At 72.5% G+C, this 17,710-nt stretch carries 13 protein-coding genes; all 13 read right to left on the reverse strand.

Annotated elements, in window-relative coordinates:
* Positions 1-24: 24 nt before the first annotated feature.
* The 13 genes from AUC47_RS09545 to AUC47_RS09605 all read right to left on the reverse strand — a co-directional run bounded on the left by AUC47_RS09545 (position 25) and on the right by AUC47_RS09605 (position 17,626).
* Positions 25-762, reverse strand: a complete 738-nt coding sequence (locus AUC47_RS09545; RefSeq protein ID WP_096714986.1) for a DUF1684 domain-containing protein — start codon at positions 760-762, stop codon at positions 25-27.
* Between the two features lie 405 nt (positions 763-1,167).
* Positions 1,168-2,022, reverse strand: coding sequence for an alpha/beta fold hydrolase (locus AUC47_RS09550; protein WP_096714987.1), 855 nt, complete (start codon positions 2,020-2,022; stop codon positions 1,168-1,170).
* Positions 2,023-2,031: 9 nt separating this feature from the next.
* On the reverse strand, positions 2,032-2,769 hold the full coding sequence (locus AUC47_RS09555) for a copper homeostasis protein CutC (RefSeq protein ID WP_096714988.1): 738 nt from the start codon (positions 2,767-2,769) through the stop codon (positions 2,032-2,034).
* A gap of 41 nt (positions 2,770-2,810) precedes the next feature.
* A complete protein-coding gene (locus AUC47_RS09560; protein WP_179297574.1) occupies positions 2,811-4,433 on the reverse strand; it encodes a PucR family transcriptional regulator in 1,623 nt (540 codons plus the stop codon).
* A gap of 16 nt (positions 4,434-4,449) precedes the next feature.
* Entirely contained in the window at positions 4,450-5,556 is a 1,107-nt protein-coding gene (gene menC, locus AUC47_RS09565; RefSeq protein WP_096714990.1) for an o-succinylbenzoate synthase, read from the reverse strand.
* Positions 5,553-6,362, reverse strand: coding sequence for a GNAT family N-acetyltransferase (locus AUC47_RS09570; RefSeq protein ID WP_218838218.1), 810 nt, complete (start codon positions 6,360-6,362; stop codon positions 5,553-5,555). Before AUC47_RS09570 ends, menC begins: the two co-directional genes overlap by 4 nt.
* Positions 6,350-7,489 carry a M20 family metallopeptidase gene (locus AUC47_RS09575; RefSeq protein ID WP_096714991.1) on the reverse strand — a complete coding sequence of 380 codons (1,140 nt, stop codon included), beginning with the start codon at positions 7,487-7,489 and terminating at the stop codon, positions 6,350-6,352. Before AUC47_RS09575 ends, AUC47_RS09570 begins: the two co-directional genes overlap by 13 nt.
* Positions 7,486-10,851: a serine hydrolase gene (locus AUC47_RS09580; RefSeq protein ID WP_096714992.1), complete on the reverse strand. Its 3,366-nt coding sequence runs from the start codon at positions 10,849-10,851 to the stop codon at positions 7,486-7,488. The genes AUC47_RS09575 and AUC47_RS09580 overlap by 4 nt, the downstream gene beginning before the upstream one ends.
* Before the next feature lie 50 nt (positions 10,852-10,901).
* Entirely contained in the window at positions 10,902-11,651 is a 750-nt protein-coding gene (locus AUC47_RS09585; protein ID WP_096714993.1) for an ABC transporter ATP-binding protein, read from the reverse strand.
* Positions 11,648-13,504 carry a dipeptide/oligopeptide/nickel ABC transporter permease/ATP-binding protein gene (locus tag AUC47_RS09590; protein WP_096714994.1) on the reverse strand — a complete coding sequence of 619 codons (1,857 nt, stop codon included), beginning with the start codon at positions 13,502-13,504 and terminating at the stop codon, positions 11,648-11,650. Before AUC47_RS09590 ends, AUC47_RS09585 begins: the two co-directional genes overlap by 4 nt.
* A complete protein-coding gene (locus AUC47_RS09595) occupies positions 13,501-14,496 on the reverse strand; it encodes an ABC transporter permease (protein ID WP_096714995.1) in 996 nt (331 codons plus the stop codon). Before AUC47_RS09595 ends, AUC47_RS09590 begins: the two co-directional genes overlap by 4 nt.
* A gap of 40 nt (positions 14,497-14,536) precedes the next feature.
* Positions 14,537-16,117, reverse strand: a complete 1,581-nt coding sequence (locus AUC47_RS09600; protein ID WP_096714996.1) for an ABC transporter substrate-binding protein — start codon at positions 16,115-16,117, stop codon at positions 14,537-14,539.
* 69 nt (positions 16,118-16,186) lie between these two features.
* Positions 16,187-17,626, reverse strand: a complete 1,440-nt coding sequence (locus AUC47_RS09605) for a serine hydrolase domain-containing protein (RefSeq protein ID WP_096714997.1) — start codon at positions 17,624-17,626, stop codon at positions 16,187-16,189.
* Between the last annotated feature and the right edge of the window lie 84 nt (positions 17,627-17,710).

Genomic DNA, 17,710 nt, shown 5'->3' on the forward strand with positions numbered 1-17,710 from the left:
GCTGACCGTCCGCCGTCGCGGTGCTCAGCGGCCGAAGACGACGACCCGCTCTCCCGCCCGGATCGGCAGCGACCAGCGGTTCCCGTCCGGCGGCTGCGGGCAGACGTACTGATCCGAGAACGCGCACGGCGGGAGGTAGGCGCGGTTGAAGTCGATGACGGCCGAGCCGTCGGCATCCGGCTCGTCGATCGGGAGGAAGCGGAAGCGGTACGTCTCGATGCCGTTGGTCCCGTCGCCGAACACGGCCGTCAGGCCGCCCTGCGAGGACCTGGTCGCCGCGAGGGTCAGTCGGATGCCGTCGAGGGCGAAGTGCAGCCGGCCGGCGAGATCCTGCTCGTGAGTGGCGCCGTCGATGGCCCTGACCGTCACGGTCTCGCCAGGCGTCTGCTCGAATCGCGCCGCGACCCGCCAGCCCTCCCGCGGCGGATACGCGTCGATGCCGCTGAAGCGCTCGCGCTCGGGGCGCCGCGGGTTGAACACCCGAAGGGCGACTGCACCACGTCGATCGAACACGCGCAACTCGCGGTGACCGAGGCGCAGGGTCTGCGTGCCGGTCAGGGTCACGCTCGATCCCGCTGTGCCGAGGTCGCTGCCGCGGATGCCGCCGTCACCGGTGAGCGCCCACAGACCGGGCACCCCGTCGACCGCGGCCGGCTCGGTGATGAGCCAGTTGGTCGACTCCAGCGCCGCCGGGCCGTATTCGGCGCCGGCATAGCGCTCGCGCGCCTTCCGCCAGTCGCGCCAGTCCTCCTCGAAGCCCACTGCGCCCCTCCTCGCCGCCCTCGCCCCTCTCGTCCAGAATCTAGAGGGAGCGACGGATGCCGGGTGCGGCCGGCGTCACGCGGATTCACCCGCTGTCACGCAGAGTCATGCGGGGTCACGCGGGGACACGCGGAGACGTGCGCCGTGGGGTCGGCGCCTTTCCGCGGACCCTATCCTCGTCCGAGTTGGCACCTCGTGCGGGAATTCAGCGCGAATTCACGCAGCAGGTGCCAAGTGAAGCCACCGTCGGCTCCCACGCACACGCACACGCACCCGCACGCACGCACGCACCCACGCTGACTCAGTTGGCACGTCCTGCGGGAATTCGGCGCAGATTGCCGCAAGAGGTGCCACGCGAAGTCGCCTGATCAGCGGCAGGGGCGGCAGCGCGGGGATGCGGAGGGCTCAGCGCGCAGGGATGCGGGCGTCGAGCCAGGCGAGCACGTCAGCGCGGACCTCGGCCTGGTTCAGCTCGGCGAAGATCTCGTGCCGCGCATCCGGGTAGACGAGAGTCGTGATGTCCGTGAGGCCGGAGCGGATGCGGTACTCCTCGGCCAGCCGGTGCACGCTGCGGGGTCCGCCCACCGGGTCGTCGCGGCCGACGAGCAGCAACAGCGGGATGTCGTGACCGAGGTCCTTCCGCGGGCGGCCGTACAGCCGCGCGGCCTCGATCGGACCGAACAGCTTCAGCAGCGGCACGTCGGTCGTGAGCGGATCGTCGTGGAACGCCGCCCACACCTCAGGGTCGCGGCTCAGCCACTCCAGGCCCGTGGCCTCGGGTCCGGCCCAGCGTGCGTTCAGCGGGGCCGCGTTGAGCGAGCCGGGCATGCGCAGCGCCGAGCCCGAGAGGATCACGGCGCTCCACGCCTCGGGGTGGTCGTTCACGAGCATCTGCGCGAGGAACGACCCCCACGAGTGCCCGAGCAGCACGAGCGGCAGGTCGGGATGCTCGTCCGCGATGATGCCGGTGAGCTGCCAGACCGCCGCGACCGCGGCCCGCAGACCGCCCTTGCCGAGACGGCCGAGCCTCGCCGGCCCGTCATGCTGACGGATGCCGGTGCGACCGTGGCCGCGGTGGTCGTCGGCGTACACGTGGAACCCGGCCTCGGTGAGCGCTGCGATCAGCGCGCCGTACCGGCCCGCGTGCTCGCCGACCCCGTGCAGCAGCTGCACGACTCCTCGTGCGTCGCCGACCGCCTCGTGCACGTCGTAGACGATGGCGATGCCGTGGGCGTCGGTGAACTCGCGGGTATCCGTCACGGGGCGAGCCTACCGGCCGAGGACGGCGACGATCGCGCGGGCGATGTCGAGGTCGGTGACCTCGTAGCCGCCGACGCCGTCGGCCGCCGAGCCCATGCGCACGCCGCCCTCCTCGCGCACCCTGCGCTTGGCGGAGAAGTGCAGGGCGTCGACCCCGGTCGCGGCGAGAGCGGCGGCGCTCGCGGCATCCACTCCGCTCCCGGCCATGACTTCGATGTCGCCCGCGGCTTCGGCGACCATCGCGCGAAGCGTGTCGACGCCGTCGATCGCCGCGGATGCGCCGCCCGAGGTGAGCACCCGGCGGAGTCCGAGAGACCGAGCGGCGGCGAGCGTCGCGACGGGGTCGGCGGTCACGTCGATCGCCCGGTGGAGGGTGACGGATGCCGCGCCCGCGGCGTCGCGCAGCCTCGCCATCGCGGCGAGGTCGAGGGCGCCCTCGGCATCCAGCGCGCCGACGACGACGCCGTCGGCGCCCGCGTCGACCGCACGCCGCACGTCGCGTTCGGTGACCGCGAGCTCCTCGGTGTCGTAGTGGAACCCGCCGGGCCGCGGACGCACGAGCACGTGCACGTCGACGCCGAGGTCGCGGGCAGTCTCGATCGCGAGTTCCAGAGTCGCCGGCGACGGCGTGAGCCCCCCGAGCGGGAGGGCCTGGGCGAGTTCGATCCGCGTCGCTCCGACCGCTCCGGCGATGCGGACTCCCGCGATGTCCTGGACGGCGATCTCGAGGGCAGGCATGCGGGTCATCGGTCCATTCTGCCCGAGTGCCGCGAGCGGTGAGCGAGGGATCAGCGCACGGGCAGCGTGCGGATCTCGAGCATCGCGGCGAATCGGGCGTCGGCGTCGTCGAGGTCGAGCTCACCCACTTCGGCGACGCGGCGCAGGCGGTACCGGAACGTGTTGGCGTGCACGAAGCAGGCGGCGGCCGCCGCGGTGACGTCGCCGAAGTGGTCGAGCCAGGCCGTGAGGGTGTCGACGAGGTGCGCATCGTGGCGCGCGTCGTAGTCGATCAGCCGGGCGAGCGGCCCCGAGGCGAGGTCGCCGCGCGCGCTGCGCAGGTCGCGCAGGTCGAGCAGCAGCGAGTCGGTCTCGACGTCGGCGATGCGGGCGAGGCTGCGCTGTCGAGGGGCGCGCTCGACCACGACGCGCAACGCGCGGTGGGCCTCGGCGCGGGAGCGCGCGATCTCGGCCACGGTCGCAGCGGGGCGGCCGATGCCGATCACGGCGGGGATGCGGTCGCCGACCCGCTGCAGGAAGTCCTCGGCGAGGCGCACGGAACGGTCCTCGGCCGCGGCATCGGCGACGGGCAGGATGCCGTAGACGGTGTCGCCGACGAGGGCGACCGCGGCTCCCTGCTGCACGGCCGAGAGGTGCAGTGCGAGGGCGTCGGTGAGCCGCTCCCGCTCCGCGATGGAGTCGTGCTCGGTGCCGTCCTCGCCGCGCGGTGCGAGAGCCGTCGCCATCACCCAGACGCGGCGACCGGCGAGGCCGAGGCGACCGAGCGCGTCCTGCGCATCGGGCCCGCCGTCGAGCGCGCGGCTCACGAGCTCGGCGCGCAGGCTGCGCTGCGCGTCGGCCCCGGCGCGGATCCGAAGCAAGTGCAGCGCCACGAGGGTCGTCGCGTCGCGGAGGGTCGCCGCACGCTCCTCGGTGAGCGGGCCGTCCATGGCGGCCCAGATCGAGCCGAGCACCTCGTCGCCCGCGCGCACGGCGATCGCGATGCGCTGCGTCGAGACGCCCTCGCCGAGCCGAACCGGGTCGACGACCACCGGCGCATCGCCGCGGTACAGGTCGCGGAAGACGCCCATCTCGGTGAGCACGCGCGCGTAGCGGTCGGGCACCTGCCGCCCGATGATCGTCTCCACGCGCGAGGGGTCGGCCGCCTCCTGCCCGCCGGAGAAGGCGAGCACCCGTGACGATCGGTCCTCGATCGTCACGGGGGCGTCGAGCAGTGCGGCGATCGCGTTGGCCACGGCGAAGAGGTCGCCCGACGACACTCCGCCCAGCGACTCCGCCGGCGTCTGGCCCACGTCGTCCTCGGCGAGCAGCGAGCGGAGGAGGGCGGCGAGCTGCGTCCACGTCGCGCCACGGGCGAGGCCGAGGATCGCGATGCCGGCGTCATCAGCGGCATCCCGCACGCCCCGCGGCAGCTCGGTCGACGCTCGCACGACCACCGCCACGGCGCCGCGCGCCCCCGCCTCTCGCACCAGCGCCGCGAGCTCGTCGGCGTCTCGCAGCGCGACCGCGAGCACCACGGCACCCTGCGGGTAGACCGGCTCGTCGAGCGGATCGTGGATGACGACGCCGCCGACCTGGCGGTCGACGTCGATGCGCCCGTAGGCCACGTCGAGCAGCGTCACGCCGAGATCGTCGATCACGCGACCCCAGCTCGACCGTGACAGCGCGCTCATATCGGCGAGCATAACCTCACATCGGAAGCCACTCGGTCCCGGTCGTGAGCTCGTCGAGGATCTCCGGGATCGGGGTCACACCGAGCCCTGGGCCCTGCGGCACCGCGAGGCTTCCGTCGCGCATCACGAACGGCTCGGTGAGGTCGACCCGGTAGAAGCGGTCGCTCGCCGAGACGTCCCCCGGCAGCACGAATCCGGGCAGCGCGGCGAGCGCGACGTTCGCCGCCCGCCCGATGCCGCTCTCGACCATGCCGCCGCACCAGACCGGCACACCCTGCGCCACCGCGAGGTCGTGGATGCGGCGTGCCTCGAGGTACCCGCCGACACGGCCCGGCTTGATGTTGATGACGCTCGTGGCGCCGAGGCGGATCGCGGCGGCCGCGGTCTGCGCCGAGGTGATCGACTCGTCCAGACAGATCGGCGTCTTCAGCATCCGTGCGAGGTCGGCATGGCCCACGATGTCCTCCTCCTCGAGCGGCTGCTCGATGAGGAGGAGGCCGAAGTCGTCGAGGCGGGCGAGGTGCTGCGCGTCGCGCAGCGTGTAGGCGGTGTTCGCGTCGACCTGCAGCAGCACGTCGTCGCCGAAGCGCTCGCGCACGGCGCGGACGACGTCGACGTCCCACCCCGGCTCGATCTTGAGCTTGATGCGCACGTACCCCTCGGCGAGGTACGCGTCGACGGCGTCGAGCAGCCGCGGGATCTCGTCCATGATGCCCACCGACACCCCGCACGGCACGGTGTCGTGCACGGCGCCCAGCTCGCGCGCGAACGACCGCCCCTCGGCGCGCAGCTCGGCGTCGAGCACCGCCGTCTCGACCGCGGCCTTCGCCATGCGGTGGCCCTTGAACGGCGCCAGCAGCTCGCCCACCATGTGGGCACCGGAGATCTCGGCCCCGGTGAGCGCCGGCACGATGTAGCGGCGGATCATGTCGACCGCCCCCTCGGTGTACTCGGGCGAGTAGACAGGATCGGGCAGCGTGACGCACTCGCCCCAGCCGTCGACGCCGTCGACGACGGCCCGCACGAGCAGGATGTCCTTGGCGGTCTGCGTGCCGAACGATGTGCGGAACGGGGAGACGAGCGGCATCGCCACCCGTCGCAGCTCGATCCCGTCGATCCTCATGCCGTTGTCCTCTCCGGTCGGATGATGTACCCCTCGGTGCGGTCGAACCCGACGATCCGTCCGCCCGCGTCCAGGGCCGCGATGAGCTGCTCTCTCAGCCGCAGCCGCCATCGCTGCGCCTCGGCGCGGTCCTCCCGTCGCAGCCGCTCGATGTCGGGCGGCACCGCGACGGCGCGGTCGCCCGGCATCCGCGTCTCCGGCTGCGGGGAGCTGCCGTGCGCTCGGAGCACGACGCCCGCGTCGCGGAGCTCCCAGCGCATGAGCAGCCGGTCGGTCTCGTCGTCGCTGTTCACCCCGTCGGTCATCGCGCCGTAGAAGTCCGAGAGGTACTCCTGCGGCCTGGCGCCGAGCTTGGTGATGTTGAAGTGCGCGTTGCGGGCGACGAGCGGATCGAAGGTCCACTCGATCGCCTGGATGCCGCGGCCGAGCGCCCAGGCTCGCTGGTGCTGCTTGAGCGCGAACCCGATCGAGCGCCCGGCGCTCTCCGCCGAGATCCCGGCGATGTGGCTGTAGAGCGCGTGCCGCTCCGGATCGGCGTGGAAGGCGATCGCGACGCCGACGAGGCGGTCGTCGGCGAACGCGCCGCCGATGTAGTTGCCCGCCTTGCTCAGCGCCCGCATGAGCTCGGGCGGCACGACCGGGTTCTCCGGCGAGCGCCGCCAGATGCGCGACAGCAGGGCGATGGCCTCGGTGTGCTCGCCGACCGCCCCGAGCTCCCTGATCGAGACGCCAGATGCGGCGGCCGCGCGGTCCGCGTCGCGCTGCGCGGACGACACGACCGCATCGTCGTGCATCAGTTCTGCCATGGTCCGTCCGTTCTCGATATCACCGCGGCCATGTCGGCCAGCAGCCGCGTTCGGGGCAGGATCTCCGCCACGATCGCGTGTTCGTCGTCGGCGTGCGCACCGCCCCCGACGGCCCCCATGCCGTCGAGGGTCGGCACCCCCGCACCCGCGGTGAAGTTGCCGTCGCTGCCCCCGCCGACGGCGACCGTTCCCACGTCACCCAGCCCGTGCGCCGCACCGAGCCGTCTCGCGAGATCCGCGAGCCCCTGCGACATCTCCCGTTCGAGAGGCGGGCGGTTGATCCCGCCGTGCACGGCGATCGCCGCGCCGGGAATCGGCGACGTGTACGCGCGGAGCGCCGCGTCCACCCGCTCGAGCTCCGCCGCCGACCAGGCGCGTACGTCGACGAGCAGCCGCGCCTCCGCCGGGACGGTGTTGCCCGTGGTGCCGGAGTCGGCGCGCGTCGGTGTGACGGTCGTGCCGGCATCCGGATCGGCGAGCCCGCCCAGAGCCAGCACCAGGTGCGCGAGCGCGACCGTCGCGTTGACGCCCTTCTCCGGTTCGAGTCCCGCGTGCGCCGCCCTGCCCCGCACCGCGATCTCGTACATGCCGACGCCCTTGCGCGCGCCCTTCCAGGCGCCGTTCTCCGAGGCCTCGGTGACGAGCACGGCTGCGGCGCCGCGCGCCGTCTCCTCGATGAGCGCGCGGGACCGCACCGATCCCGTCTCCTCGTCGCCCGTGACCAGCACGGTCACCCCGTCGCGGTCGTCGAGCGCGGCCACCGCGTGCAGCACCATGGCGAGACCCGTCTTCATGTCGAACGACCCCGGCCCTCGGAGCACGCCGTCGACGATGCCGAACGGCAGCCGATCGAGGGTTCCGTGCGGCCAGACGGTGTCGTGGTGGGTCAGCAGCAGCACCCGCGTCTCGGTGCCGAACCGCCACCGCAGATGCGTGCAGCCGTCGATGACGAGGCGCTCGGGCCCTGTGCCCAGCAGCTCGGCGCCGATCTGGGCGACGACGTCGGCCGACCGGGCGACGGCCTCGTCGTCGCCGGAGGGCGACTCGCACTCGATCAGCCGACGTATCGAGGAGACGAGCGCCGCCTCCGTGAGTGCGCCGGTCATGAGCGGGGACGGGATGCTCATACGCCGCTCGACACCTTCGGGGTCGCCCGTGCGCCGAAGTGCAGGTACTCCTCGCCCGTGGGCAGCGTGTAGAACGTCGCCGTCAACCACGTCTGGGTTCCCGGCGCGCGGAGCGCGAAGACGCCGTCGCTGTACGGGGTCAGCGCGTACTCGTCGACCGGGTCGGGCTCGAGCTCGGCGAGCGGGCCGAGCACGGTGGTGCGCAGCATCGGTCCCTCGTCGCCGACGAACACCTCCGCCCGCACCGAGGCGCGCTCGTAGGTGCCGACGAACGGCGCGATGTCGACCTCGACGGGCTCCGCGGGCGGCTGCACGGTGGACTGCATGGTGACGCCCGCGAGCTCGGCGAAGATCTCGCGATAGAGATCCTCGTAGAGGTCGCGCGTGTGGCCGCCGTTCGTGAGCAGCGTCACCGCGACACCCGACTCGGGGTGCACGCGCAGGAACGCCGCCTGGCCGATCGTGTTGCCGTCGTGCCCGTACAGGCGCTCGCCGTTCCAGTCGAAGCGGATCCAGCCGAGGCCCCACGAGTCGCCGAGGATGTGCTTGTCGGGCACCTCGGCCTGGAACGCCTGCATCTCGGCGACCGTCGACTCGTCGAGCAGACGGGTGCCGTCAGCCGCGACGCCGCCGGCCAGGTGCAGCCGTGCGAACGCCAGCACGTCCGCGGCACGCGCGGTGATGAGCCCGGCGGGGCCGAGCGAGCGCGGCAGCGCCCACACCGGCGCGATGACCGGCTTCTCCCCCGTCTCGACGTGTCCGACGGCGGCGGAGTGCAGGATCGCCTCCTCGGGCAGCGTGACGGTGTGCGTGAGACCGAGCGGCGTGAAGATCAGGTCGCGCATAGCGGCATCCCACACGCTGCCCGTGGCGCTCTCGATCACGCGCCCCAGCAGCGAGAAGCCCGAGTTGCAGTACGACCAGGTCGCGCCGAGCGGGTGGTTCACGCCGATCTCGGGGAACAGCTCGGTGTACTTCTCCAGGCAGTCGTCGCCGCGGCCGGTGTCGGTGAACACGTCGCCGTCGATGCCGCTCGTGTGCGTGAGCAGGTGGCGCACCGTGACGCCGCGCGTGAACTCCTCGGTCGCGAGCTGCAGGTCGGGCACGATCTCCTTCACCGGGGTGTCGAGGGTGAAGGCTCCCTGCTCGATCAGCCGCATGACGGCAGTGGCCGTCCACACCTTCGAGATCGAGCCGATCTGGAAGACCGAGTCGGGCAGCACGGTCGCCGACGCCGCCGGCAGATCGGCGTTGAGGGTGCCGGTGGTCGCCGTGACGACCTCGTCGCGCCCCTCGGGGTCGTAGCGCAGGATGCCGAGCTGCGCACCCGGCACGTCGTGCAGCCGCGCGAGCTCGTCGAGCCGGTGCTGCCAGTGCGCGGCGTCTATCGCGGCCGGGCGCGCGCCGCGGGTGCTCCCGGCGAAGCGCTCGACCCAGTCGACGATGCGGCGGGCGTAGTCGACCCGGTGGCTCGGTGCTCCGAGCAGCGGGAAGACGTGGCTGCCGCCGGGGTAGATGACGAGCTCGGTCGGGACTCCGCGCTCGCGCAGCGCGTAGTGCCACTGCTGCGCCTGGTGCACGGGGCACCGCAGGTCCTTCTCGCCGTGCAGGACGAGCGTCGGCGTCGTCACGTTCTCGACGGCCGAGTACGGCGACATCGCAGTGAGCGTGTCGCGGTCGGCCGACGCCCACGGCATGACGCCGAGTTCGAGCACGCTCAGCATGTGCGCATCGTCGCTTGTGCCGCCCATGCTGAAGAGGTCGGCGACGATGCCGCCCGCGACGGCGGCGGCGAACCGGTCGTCGTGCCCCGTGAGGTACGCCGTCATGTACCCGCCGTAGCTGTAGCCCGCGACCGCGAGGCGCGCGGCATCCGCCGTCCCCTCCGCGACGAGCTGGTCGACCGGCTCGAGGAAGTCCTTCGCGTCGGAGACGCCCCAGGCGCCGTTGACCCCGCGCCAGAAGTCCTCGCCGTAGCCGTCGCTGCCGCGCGGGTTGATCATGAGGATCGTCCACCCGTCGGCGGCGAGCTGCTGGTGGTACAGGTGCATCTCGTCGACGGCGCCGTTCCAGGCGTTGTGCGGGCCGCCGTGGATGTCGACGAGCAGCGGGGTCGCCCCCGCCACGGCGGGGTCGCGCACGACCCAGCCCTGCACGACCGTGCCGTCGCTGATCGTGAACTCGCGACTCTCGCGTACGAACAGCTCGGCGCCGTCCGGCGCGTCTCCGTGAGCCGTGAGCACCGAAGTCGTGCCGGCCGCGAGGTCGAGGCGCACGATCTCGCCGAACGACGTCGGCGTCATGAGCGCGATCGCAGCGGTGTCGCCCGCGACCGACAGGCCGCTGACGACCTCGTCGGTGCCGCCGTGCACGAGTCGGGACGCACCGCCCGCGACGGGCACGGCGTAGAGGTGCGTCGCACCGCGGTCGCGGATCGCGAAGAGGATGTCGCCGGATGCCGTGACCTGCGGCAGCGCGCCCGGATAGGCCGGGGCGCCGGGCATCACGTTGCGGTCGAGGTCGCCCGCCGCGTCGACGACGTCGCCGGAGGCGAGATCGACGACGAAGAGCCCGGCGTGGCCCTCTGGCTCGCCGTTCCAGCCGATGACGACGAGCCCGCCGCCGTCGGGCGTGAACGTCACGGTGCCCGCATAGCCGTCGGCGAACGCGAGGGTACGGGGGCGGGCTGCGGGGTCGGCGGGGTCGAGCGCCTGCACGCACGAGCGGAAGGCGAGGTCGTCCGCGCCCTCGGGTCGCGCGACGTAGGCCAGGGTGCTGCCGTCGGGCGACCATGCCGGGCTGCCGACGCCGGGGACGCCGTCGGTGAGACGGCGCACGCTGCCGCCTGCCAGGTCGAGCACGTGCAGCTGGTCGGTCACGCCGCGCGTGAACCAGGCGCCGTCGACGAGGTAGTCGATCCCGCTCGTGACGATCGGGGCCTTCTCGCGCTCCGCCCGCTGCTCCTCGCTCTCACCCGTGTCGGGTGCGGAGAGCGGCACGACCGGAGCCGTGAACGCGATGCGCGTGCTGTCGGGGCTCCACACGGGCACGCCGGCACCGAGAGGCAGCGTCGTGCGCTGCTCGGGCTCGCCGCCCGCGAGCGGCAGCGTCCACAGCTGGCCGTCGCGCAGGAAAGCCACCTGCGTGCCGTCGGGCGAGAACACCGGGCTGGAGTCCGACGGACCCCGCGTGAGCGCCCTGGTCGCGCCGCCCTCCGCGATCCAGAGCGAGCTCGTGCTGCGGTCCTTCTCGACATCGGTCGCGCCGAGCACGTACACGACCCGGTCGCCGGTGGGCGACAGCGTCGGCTGGCTCGGCACGGTCAGAGCGAGAGCGTCGTCGATACTCATTCTGCGGGTCACAGGGACTCCTTCGGTTGCGGCGCTCGTGGCACCGGCGGCGTGTGGGTCGGTCAGGGGGTGTACTGGATCGGTCGCGGGATCGCGGCGAGTAGCTCCCGCGTGTACGGGTCCTGCGGGTCGTCGAGCACGTCGGCGGTGGGGCCGTGCTCGACGACGGTGCCGTCTCGCATCACGACCATCCGCGAGGCGACGTATCGCACGACCGCGAGGTTGTGCGAGATGAAGAGCATCGAGAACCCGAGCTCGTCCTGCAGCTCGCGCAGCAGATTGAGGATCGCGCCCTGGATGAGCACGTCGAGGGCCGAGGTGATCTCGTCGGCGATGAGCACCCGCGGCCTGCCGGCGAGCGCGCGGGCGATCGCGATGCGCTGGCGCTGGCCGCCCGAGAAGCGCGAGGGCCGCGAGTCGGCCTTGTCGGGGTCGAGCTGCACGAGCTCCAGCAGCCGGGCGGCCTCGGCCGCGCGCTCGCGCCTGGTCATGCCAGACGGCATCATCTCGGCGATGCTCGCGCCCACCGGCATCCGCGGGTCGAGCGACGAGTACGGGTCCTGGAAGACCATCTGCAGGGGCCGCGGCCCCCGACGCGGGATGGGCTCGCCGTCGAGCAGGATCCGCCCGCTGTGCAGGGGGACGAGTCCGACAGCCGCCCTGGCCAGCGTCGACTTGCCGGATCCCGACTCGCCGACCACGCCGGTGACGCCGCCGTCCGGCACCGTGAGCGAGGCGCGATCCACCGCGGTCATGGCGCCGCGGCCGACGCCGTAGCGCACCGAGACCTGATCGAACACGAGCTCGCTCATCGGGTGCCCACCTCCTGGTGATCGCCGCCGACGGTATCGACCGGGGCAGCATCGCCCTCGGCATCCGACCCGTCACCCGTCGTGCTGTCGGCCTTCGTCGCCCGCCCCTCCTCGGCCGCCAGCGTCGCGAGCGTCGCGAGCGGGCGGTCGAGCGGGGTCGCCATGTGCGGCACGGCAGCGAGCAGCGCTCTCGTGTAGGGATGCCGCGCCGACGACAGGTCGCTCGCGGGCAGCGACTCGACGATCTCTCCGGAGCGCATCACGAGCACCCGGTCGCAGAGCTCGGCGACCACGGAGATGTCGTGGCTGATGAAGAGGATCGACGCGCCGTCCTCGTCGCGGATCGCCCGCAGCAGATCGAGCACCTGGCTCTGCACGGTGACGTCGAGCGCGGTGGTCGGCTCGTCGGCGATGATGAGCCGCGGCGACACCATCAGGCCCATGCCGATCATGGCGCGCTGCCGCATACCGCCCGAGAATTCGTACGGGTACTGCCGCACCCGTCGCTTCGGTGCCGTGATCCGAACCGCGGCGAGTCGGTCGGCCGCCCGGTCGAGCGCCTCCCGTCGGCTGAGGCCGGCGTGCTCGGTGGCGACCTCGGCCAGCTGCGAGCCCATCCGCATGGTCGGGTTGAACGACGACATCGGGTCCTGGAACACCATCGCCATCGAGGTGCCGAGCAGTCGGCGCAGCGCCGGGCCCTCGGCCGCCTGCAGATCGACCCCGAGGAAGCGCAGAGCGGATGCCGTGACCCGCCCCGGAGGGTTCACGAGCCGCGCGACGGCGAGCGCGGTCATCGACTTGCCCGATCCGGACTCGCCGACGATCCCGACGATCTCCCCCGAGCGGACCTCGAAGTCGATCCCCCGCACGGCGTGCACCACGGTACCGTCGGCGGCCTCGAAGTCGACGCGCAGGTCCTCGACCTCCAGCACGGCCCCGTTCTCCGAGGCGTTCGCCGCCGTCCGCGCGGCGGCGCGGCCGAAGGGCGTCCGGCGGTGGACGCGGGTCGCGGTGCGCAGCAGCGCGTCCTCGGCGAGGCCGAGGCTGCGCGCGGCGGACTCGCCGGTGAGGTTGAACGCGAGTCCGGCGATCACGACGGCGAGGCCGGGGGCGAGCGCGGCGAGCGGGTTCGCGTAGATGCCGCGCAGGCCGTCCATCATCAGGCGCCCCCAGTCGTACTCGGGAGGCTGCACGCCGAGACCGAGGAACGAGAGTCCGGCGAATGCGAGCAGCGTGCCGCCGGCGCCGATGGTCGAGTTGACGATCAGCGGCTCGCCGATGTTGGGGAGGATGTGCCGGAGCAGCACGCGCACGCGGCCGACGCCGCCGACGCGGGCGGCCGCCACGAAGTCGCGCGCCTCGATGCCCGCGATGAGGTTCTGGCAGAGGCGGGCGAACGAGGGGGCGCCCGCGAGTCCGAGCGCGAAGACCGCTGCGGTGGCGGTGCTGCCGAAGATCGCCGCGAAGAAGAGGGCGAGCAGCAGTCCCGGGAAGGCGACCGCGATACCCGTGAACCACGTCACGGCGCGACCGAGCACCGGCCCGAGCAGCAGCGGGGCCACCCCGAGGATGAGCCCGGCGACCACCGCGACGAGGGTGGCGAGCAGTGCGAGCACGATCGACAGGCGCGTGGCGACGATCGTGCGCAGCAGCAGGTCCCGGCCGAGATTGTCGGTGCCGATCAGGTGCTCGGCCGACGGCCCGGCCAGGAGGTCTCCGGTGTCGGTGACGTCGGCCTGCTCGCCCCAGATCAATGGGGCGACGATCGCCGTGAGCACGACGATCGCGAGCAGCGCCAGCGCGACCGCCCCGAGCGGGGTGCGCACCATGTTCGCGAGTGTGCGCCTCATGCGTCGGCCGCCGTCGACTGGGGGTCGAGCACCGCGAGCGCGGCGTCGACGAGGGTGTTCACGAGCAGCACGCCCACGCCGTAGACGAGCACGGTGCCCTGCACGAGCGGATAGTCCTTGGTCTGGATCGAGCTGACGATCGTGCTGCCGAGACCCGGCCACGCGAACACGGTCTCGACGAGCACGGTGCCGGCGACGAGGCCGCTCAGCAGCAGGCCGCCGAGCGTGAGCGTCGCGGTCACGGCGTTCGGCAGCACGTGCCGCAGCGTGATGCGCGGGCCCCGAAGCCGCTTGGCGTGCGCGGTGCGCACGAAGTCGGCCTCGAGCACCGAGAGCGCCTCGATGCGGAGGATGCGCGCGAGGATCGCCGCCGGCCCCAGCGCCAGCGCGAGCACGGGGAGGATGTACGACAGCGGCCCCTCGCGGCCGGCGACCGGCAGCCACCCCAGCTGCACGCCGAACACCGCGACGAGAGCCACCGCCAGGAGGAAGTCCGGGATCGACCCGATCACGACGCTCGTCGAGCTGAAGCCCACCTCGAGGCTGCGCGCCCTGCCGCGCTGCGTCGCCACGGCGACGGCCATGCCCAGGGGGATGGCGATGAGCACCGCGAGCACGAAGGCCAGCAGGGCGAGGGTCAGCGTGGCGGGCAGCCGCTGCGCGATCGTGTCGGCGACGGGCAGCTGCGACCCGATCGACACCCCGAGGTCTCCCGTGAACACCCCACGGATGTAGTCGAGGTACTGCTGCCAGATCGGGTCGTTCAGCCCCAGCGACTCCCGCCGCGCCTCGACGACCGCGGCCGGAGCCGTCGGACCCAGCGCCGCGCGGATCGGGTCACCCGGCACCAGATGGATCATCAGGAAGGATGCCGTGATCAGGATCCACAGCGAGACGAGCAGCCGACCGGTGCGGCGGAGGGCGAACCTCAGCCAGCGGTGGTCGCCGACGCGCGTGTCGTCTTCGGCGATGCGGGTGGTCACTGTCGTCATGTCGTCGATTCGATCCGGGGGTCGAGGGCGGCTCGGGCTCTCAGCCGACGAGGCGGATGCTGGTCGGTTCGATCACGCCGGTCCAGTCGAACTCCGCGCCGTTGCCGAACATGTACACGGTCGCGTTCGCGAAGGGCACGAGATCCGCGGCGGCGAACAGCGCGCTCTCGGCCTCCTGCCACACGTCGCAGCCCTCGCTGCCGTTGAGCTCGGAGGCCCTGGTGACGGCATCCGTGTACTCCGCGTTCTCGATCGCCGAGAAGTTCGAACCCTCAGGCGGCACGGTGCCGCTCACGAAGCCGATGGCCTGGTCGGGGCTGTTGACGCTCAGCGTGAGCCAGCCGATGTCCCACGCACCGGTGCTGAACGTCGCTTCGAGCAGCGCCGTCTCATCCTGCTGCTTGCCGTCGACCTCGGCGCCGATCTCCTCCCACGCCGACATCGCGAGCTCCGCCGCGGCCGCGGCCGCGGCACCGAGGCTGTTCTCGTAGAGGAACGTCAGGCTCAGACGCTGTCCGTCCTTGGCGCGCACGCCGTCGGAGCCGCGCACCCACCCCGCCTCGTCGAGCGTCGCGTTCGCGGCGTCGACATCGAACTCGGGGCGCGACTCGGCGATCGCGTCGTACGTGCAGACGGTCGGCTCGACGACCGCCAGGGCCGTGGCGGGTCCGCCCTTGCCTGCGGTCATGACGTTCGCGAGCTCGTCGTAGTCGACGGCCTGCGTCAGCGCCATGCGCACCGCCGGGTCGCTCGTCGGGTGGCCCGCGGCGTGGTTGTACCACTGCTCTCCCGCGATGGCGGTGCCCTCGCGGGAGAAGAGACCGGCACTGATCGCCCGATCCGCGTCGGGGCCGGTCAGCTGGGCGGCGTTCGCCTCACCCGAGAGCAGCAGGTTGGCCGCGGTGGTGCCGTCTGACACGACGCGCACGTTCACCTTCGCCGGGATGCCCTCCTCGTCGACCGTGGCTCCGCCGGGGCCCCACGCGTAGTCCTCGCGCAGCTCGTACGTGTAGTGGTCGTTCGGCACGGCCTCCGTGAGCACGTACGGGCCGGTGCCGTCCGTGCCCGCCGCGAGCCCGTCGCGGTCGTTCAGCGAGGTGTCGCACACCATCGGCAGACCCGAGAGTCCGAGCAGCAGGAACGGCGCCGGGCTCGACAGCGTCATCGTCACGGTGTCTCCCTCGGCGGTGCTCGTCACGCCGACGGGGAGGAACGCGCCGAGGAAGCCGCTCTGGTTCTCGGGGTCGGAGATCCAGTTGAGGTTGTCGGCGGCGCTCTGGGCCGTGAACGGCGTGCCGTCGCCGCAGGTGATGCCGTCCTGGATCTTCAGGGTCGCGGTGGTGCCGTCGACCTCCCACTCGGTGGCGAGCTGGCTGCGCACCTCGCCGTCGGCGTCGACGCTGACGAGCGTGTCGTAGGCCAGCTTGCTGATGTCGAACAGCGCGCTGCCGGCCGACAGCTGCGGGTCGAGGCTTCCCGGGTCCGAGCCGAGGATCTCGGTGAAGGTGCCTCCCGTCACCGCCTCACCCCCGCCTCCTCCGTCCGAGCCGCACGCGGTGAGCACGGTGGCGAGAGCGGTCACGGCGACGACGGCGGTGACGGCGGTGCGATTCGGTGTCATGACGTTCCTCCAGGCAGTGGGTTCGTGCGTATCGGGGTGCACGCCGCGTGGCGACGAGGGTTCGGGTGGTCAGCGCGACCGCGGCACAGCGCGGCCGAAGTGGATGTACGAGGCGCGGCCGTCGTCGGCCGGATCGAGGAAGGCGAGTACGAGGTGCATCCCGTCCTTGCGTTCGCGCGCGATGAGCGATGCATCGCCGTAGGGCATGAACTCGTCGGTCGACGGCTCGGCGCCGAGCGCGCGCAGCTCGGGCGTCGGGCGCTGCTCGAGCCACAGCCGCCCCTCCGCGTCCTGCGACACCTCCATCTCGACCGTGGAGTTCGCGTAAACGCCGAGGTAGCCGCTCACGTCGGGGACGGTCGGGTCGGATGCCGTCGGGTCGGATGCCGCGGCATCCGCCGCGTCCCCGGCCGGCACCGGCGCCTCGGGCAGCCCCGCGCCGGTGAGCTCGCGCAGCAGCGGGTCGACGACGTCGCGGAAGAGACCGGCGCCGTCGCCCCCGTTCGTGAGCAGCACGACGGCGACCCCCGCCTCCGGCGCGATCCGCAGGAACGACGACTGTCCGACCGTGTTGCCGTCGTGCCCGAACAGCACGGTGCCCTCGTCGCGGTCGATCTCCCAGCCGAGCCCCCAGGCGGCTCCCATGCCGGCGACGCGCGGCAGGCGCACCTCCGTCGTGCGCATCGCGGTCGCGGCGGCCTGCGAGACGATGGGCCGCCCGTCCTCCGACGCGGGCGGCGCACCCGCTGCGGCACGGAGGTGTGCGCGGGCGAACACGGCCAGGTCCTCGGCCGTCATCGCGAGCATCGAGCCGGCGGGTTCGTTCGAGCGCGCCATCGCCCAGAACGGCGCGGGCTGAGGTTCACCGCCGTCCCCGGCATCCACGTGTCCGACTGCGACGCGGTGCAGGATCGCCTCGTACGGGCTGGGCGAGACGCTGCGCAGGCCGAGCGGTGTCGCGAGGTGCGTGAGCAGAGCCTGCTCCCACGTCGTGTCGCGCAGCCGCTCGACGAGTCGTCCCAGCACGACGTAGCCGGCGTTGCTGTACGAGAACAGCGCCCCCGGTTCGAAGATCTGCGCCGCCTCGGCGAGCAGCGCGACGTACTTCTCGACGGCGTCGTCGCCGCGACCGGTGTCGGTGAAGATGTCGCCCTCGATGCCCGATCGGTGGCTGAGCAGGTGCCGCACCGTGATCGCCGCGGAGGCGGCCTCGTCGGCGAGCGCGAACTCGGGCAGATACGTGCGGACGGGCTCATCGAGATCGACGAGTCCCTCGTCCACGAGCTGCATCACGAGCGTGGCGGTCCAGACCTTCGTGATGGATCCGATCTGGAACACGGCGTCGGTCGTCGCCTCGATCCGCGTCGCGGTGCTCAGGAGGCCGGCGGCGTGGGTGACGATCTCGCCGTCGACGAGGACCGCCACGGATGCCGCGGGCACCCCGTGCGTCTCGATGAGCGATCCGAGAGTGGACCGCAGGTGTTCACCGACCGCGTGGGGGCTCTGCATGGCCTCACTCTAGGCATCGCACCACGGCGCATCGTTGGTGTGATCGAACGGAAGCAGTGGTCTGCGTTCGTCATCCCGGACGAA

Origin of the sequence: Microbacterium sp. SZ1 (assembly GCF_002362255.1) — a bacterium.
Lineage (GTDB): Bacteria > Actinomycetota > Actinomycetes > Actinomycetales > Microbacteriaceae > Microbacterium.

Coding starts and splice junctions, on each gene's coding strand:
- AUC47_RS09555 (WP_096714988.1), bottom strand. CDS start 2,769: ATGACCCGCATGCCTGCCCTCGAGATCGCCGTCCAGGACATCGCGGGA.
- AUC47_RS09560 (WP_179297574.1), bottom strand. CDS start 4,433: ATGAGCGCGCTGTCACGGTCGAGCTGGGGTCGCGTGATCGACGATCTC.
- menC (WP_096714990.1), bottom strand. CDS start 5,556: ATGAGGATCGACGGGATCGAGCTGCGACGGGTGGCGATGCCGCTCGTC.
- AUC47_RS09570 (WP_218838218.1), bottom strand. CDS start 6,362: ATGGCAGAACTGATGCACGACGATGCGGTCGTGTCGTCCGCGCAGCGC.
- AUC47_RS09575 (WP_096714991.1), bottom strand. CDS start 7,489: ATGAGCATCCCGTCCCCGCTCATGACCGGCGCACTCACGGAGGCGGCG.
- AUC47_RS09585 (WP_096714993.1), bottom strand. CDS start 11,651: ATGAGCGAGCTCGTGTTCGATCAGGTCTCGGTGCGCTACGGCGTCGGC.
- AUC47_RS09590 (WP_096714994.1), bottom strand. CDS start 13,504: ATGAGGCGCACACTCGCGAACATGGTGCGCACCCCGCTCGGGGCGGTC.
- AUC47_RS09595 (WP_096714995.1), bottom strand. CDS start 14,496: ATGACGACAGTGACCACCCGCATCGCCGAAGACGACACGCGCGTCGGC.
- AUC47_RS09600 (WP_096714996.1), bottom strand. CDS start 16,117: ATGACACCGAATCGCACCGCCGTCACCGCCGTCGTCGCCGTGACCGCT.
- AUC47_RS09605 (WP_096714997.1), bottom strand. CDS start 17,626: ATGCAGAGCCCCCACGCGGTCGGTGAACACCTGCGGTCCACTCTCGGA.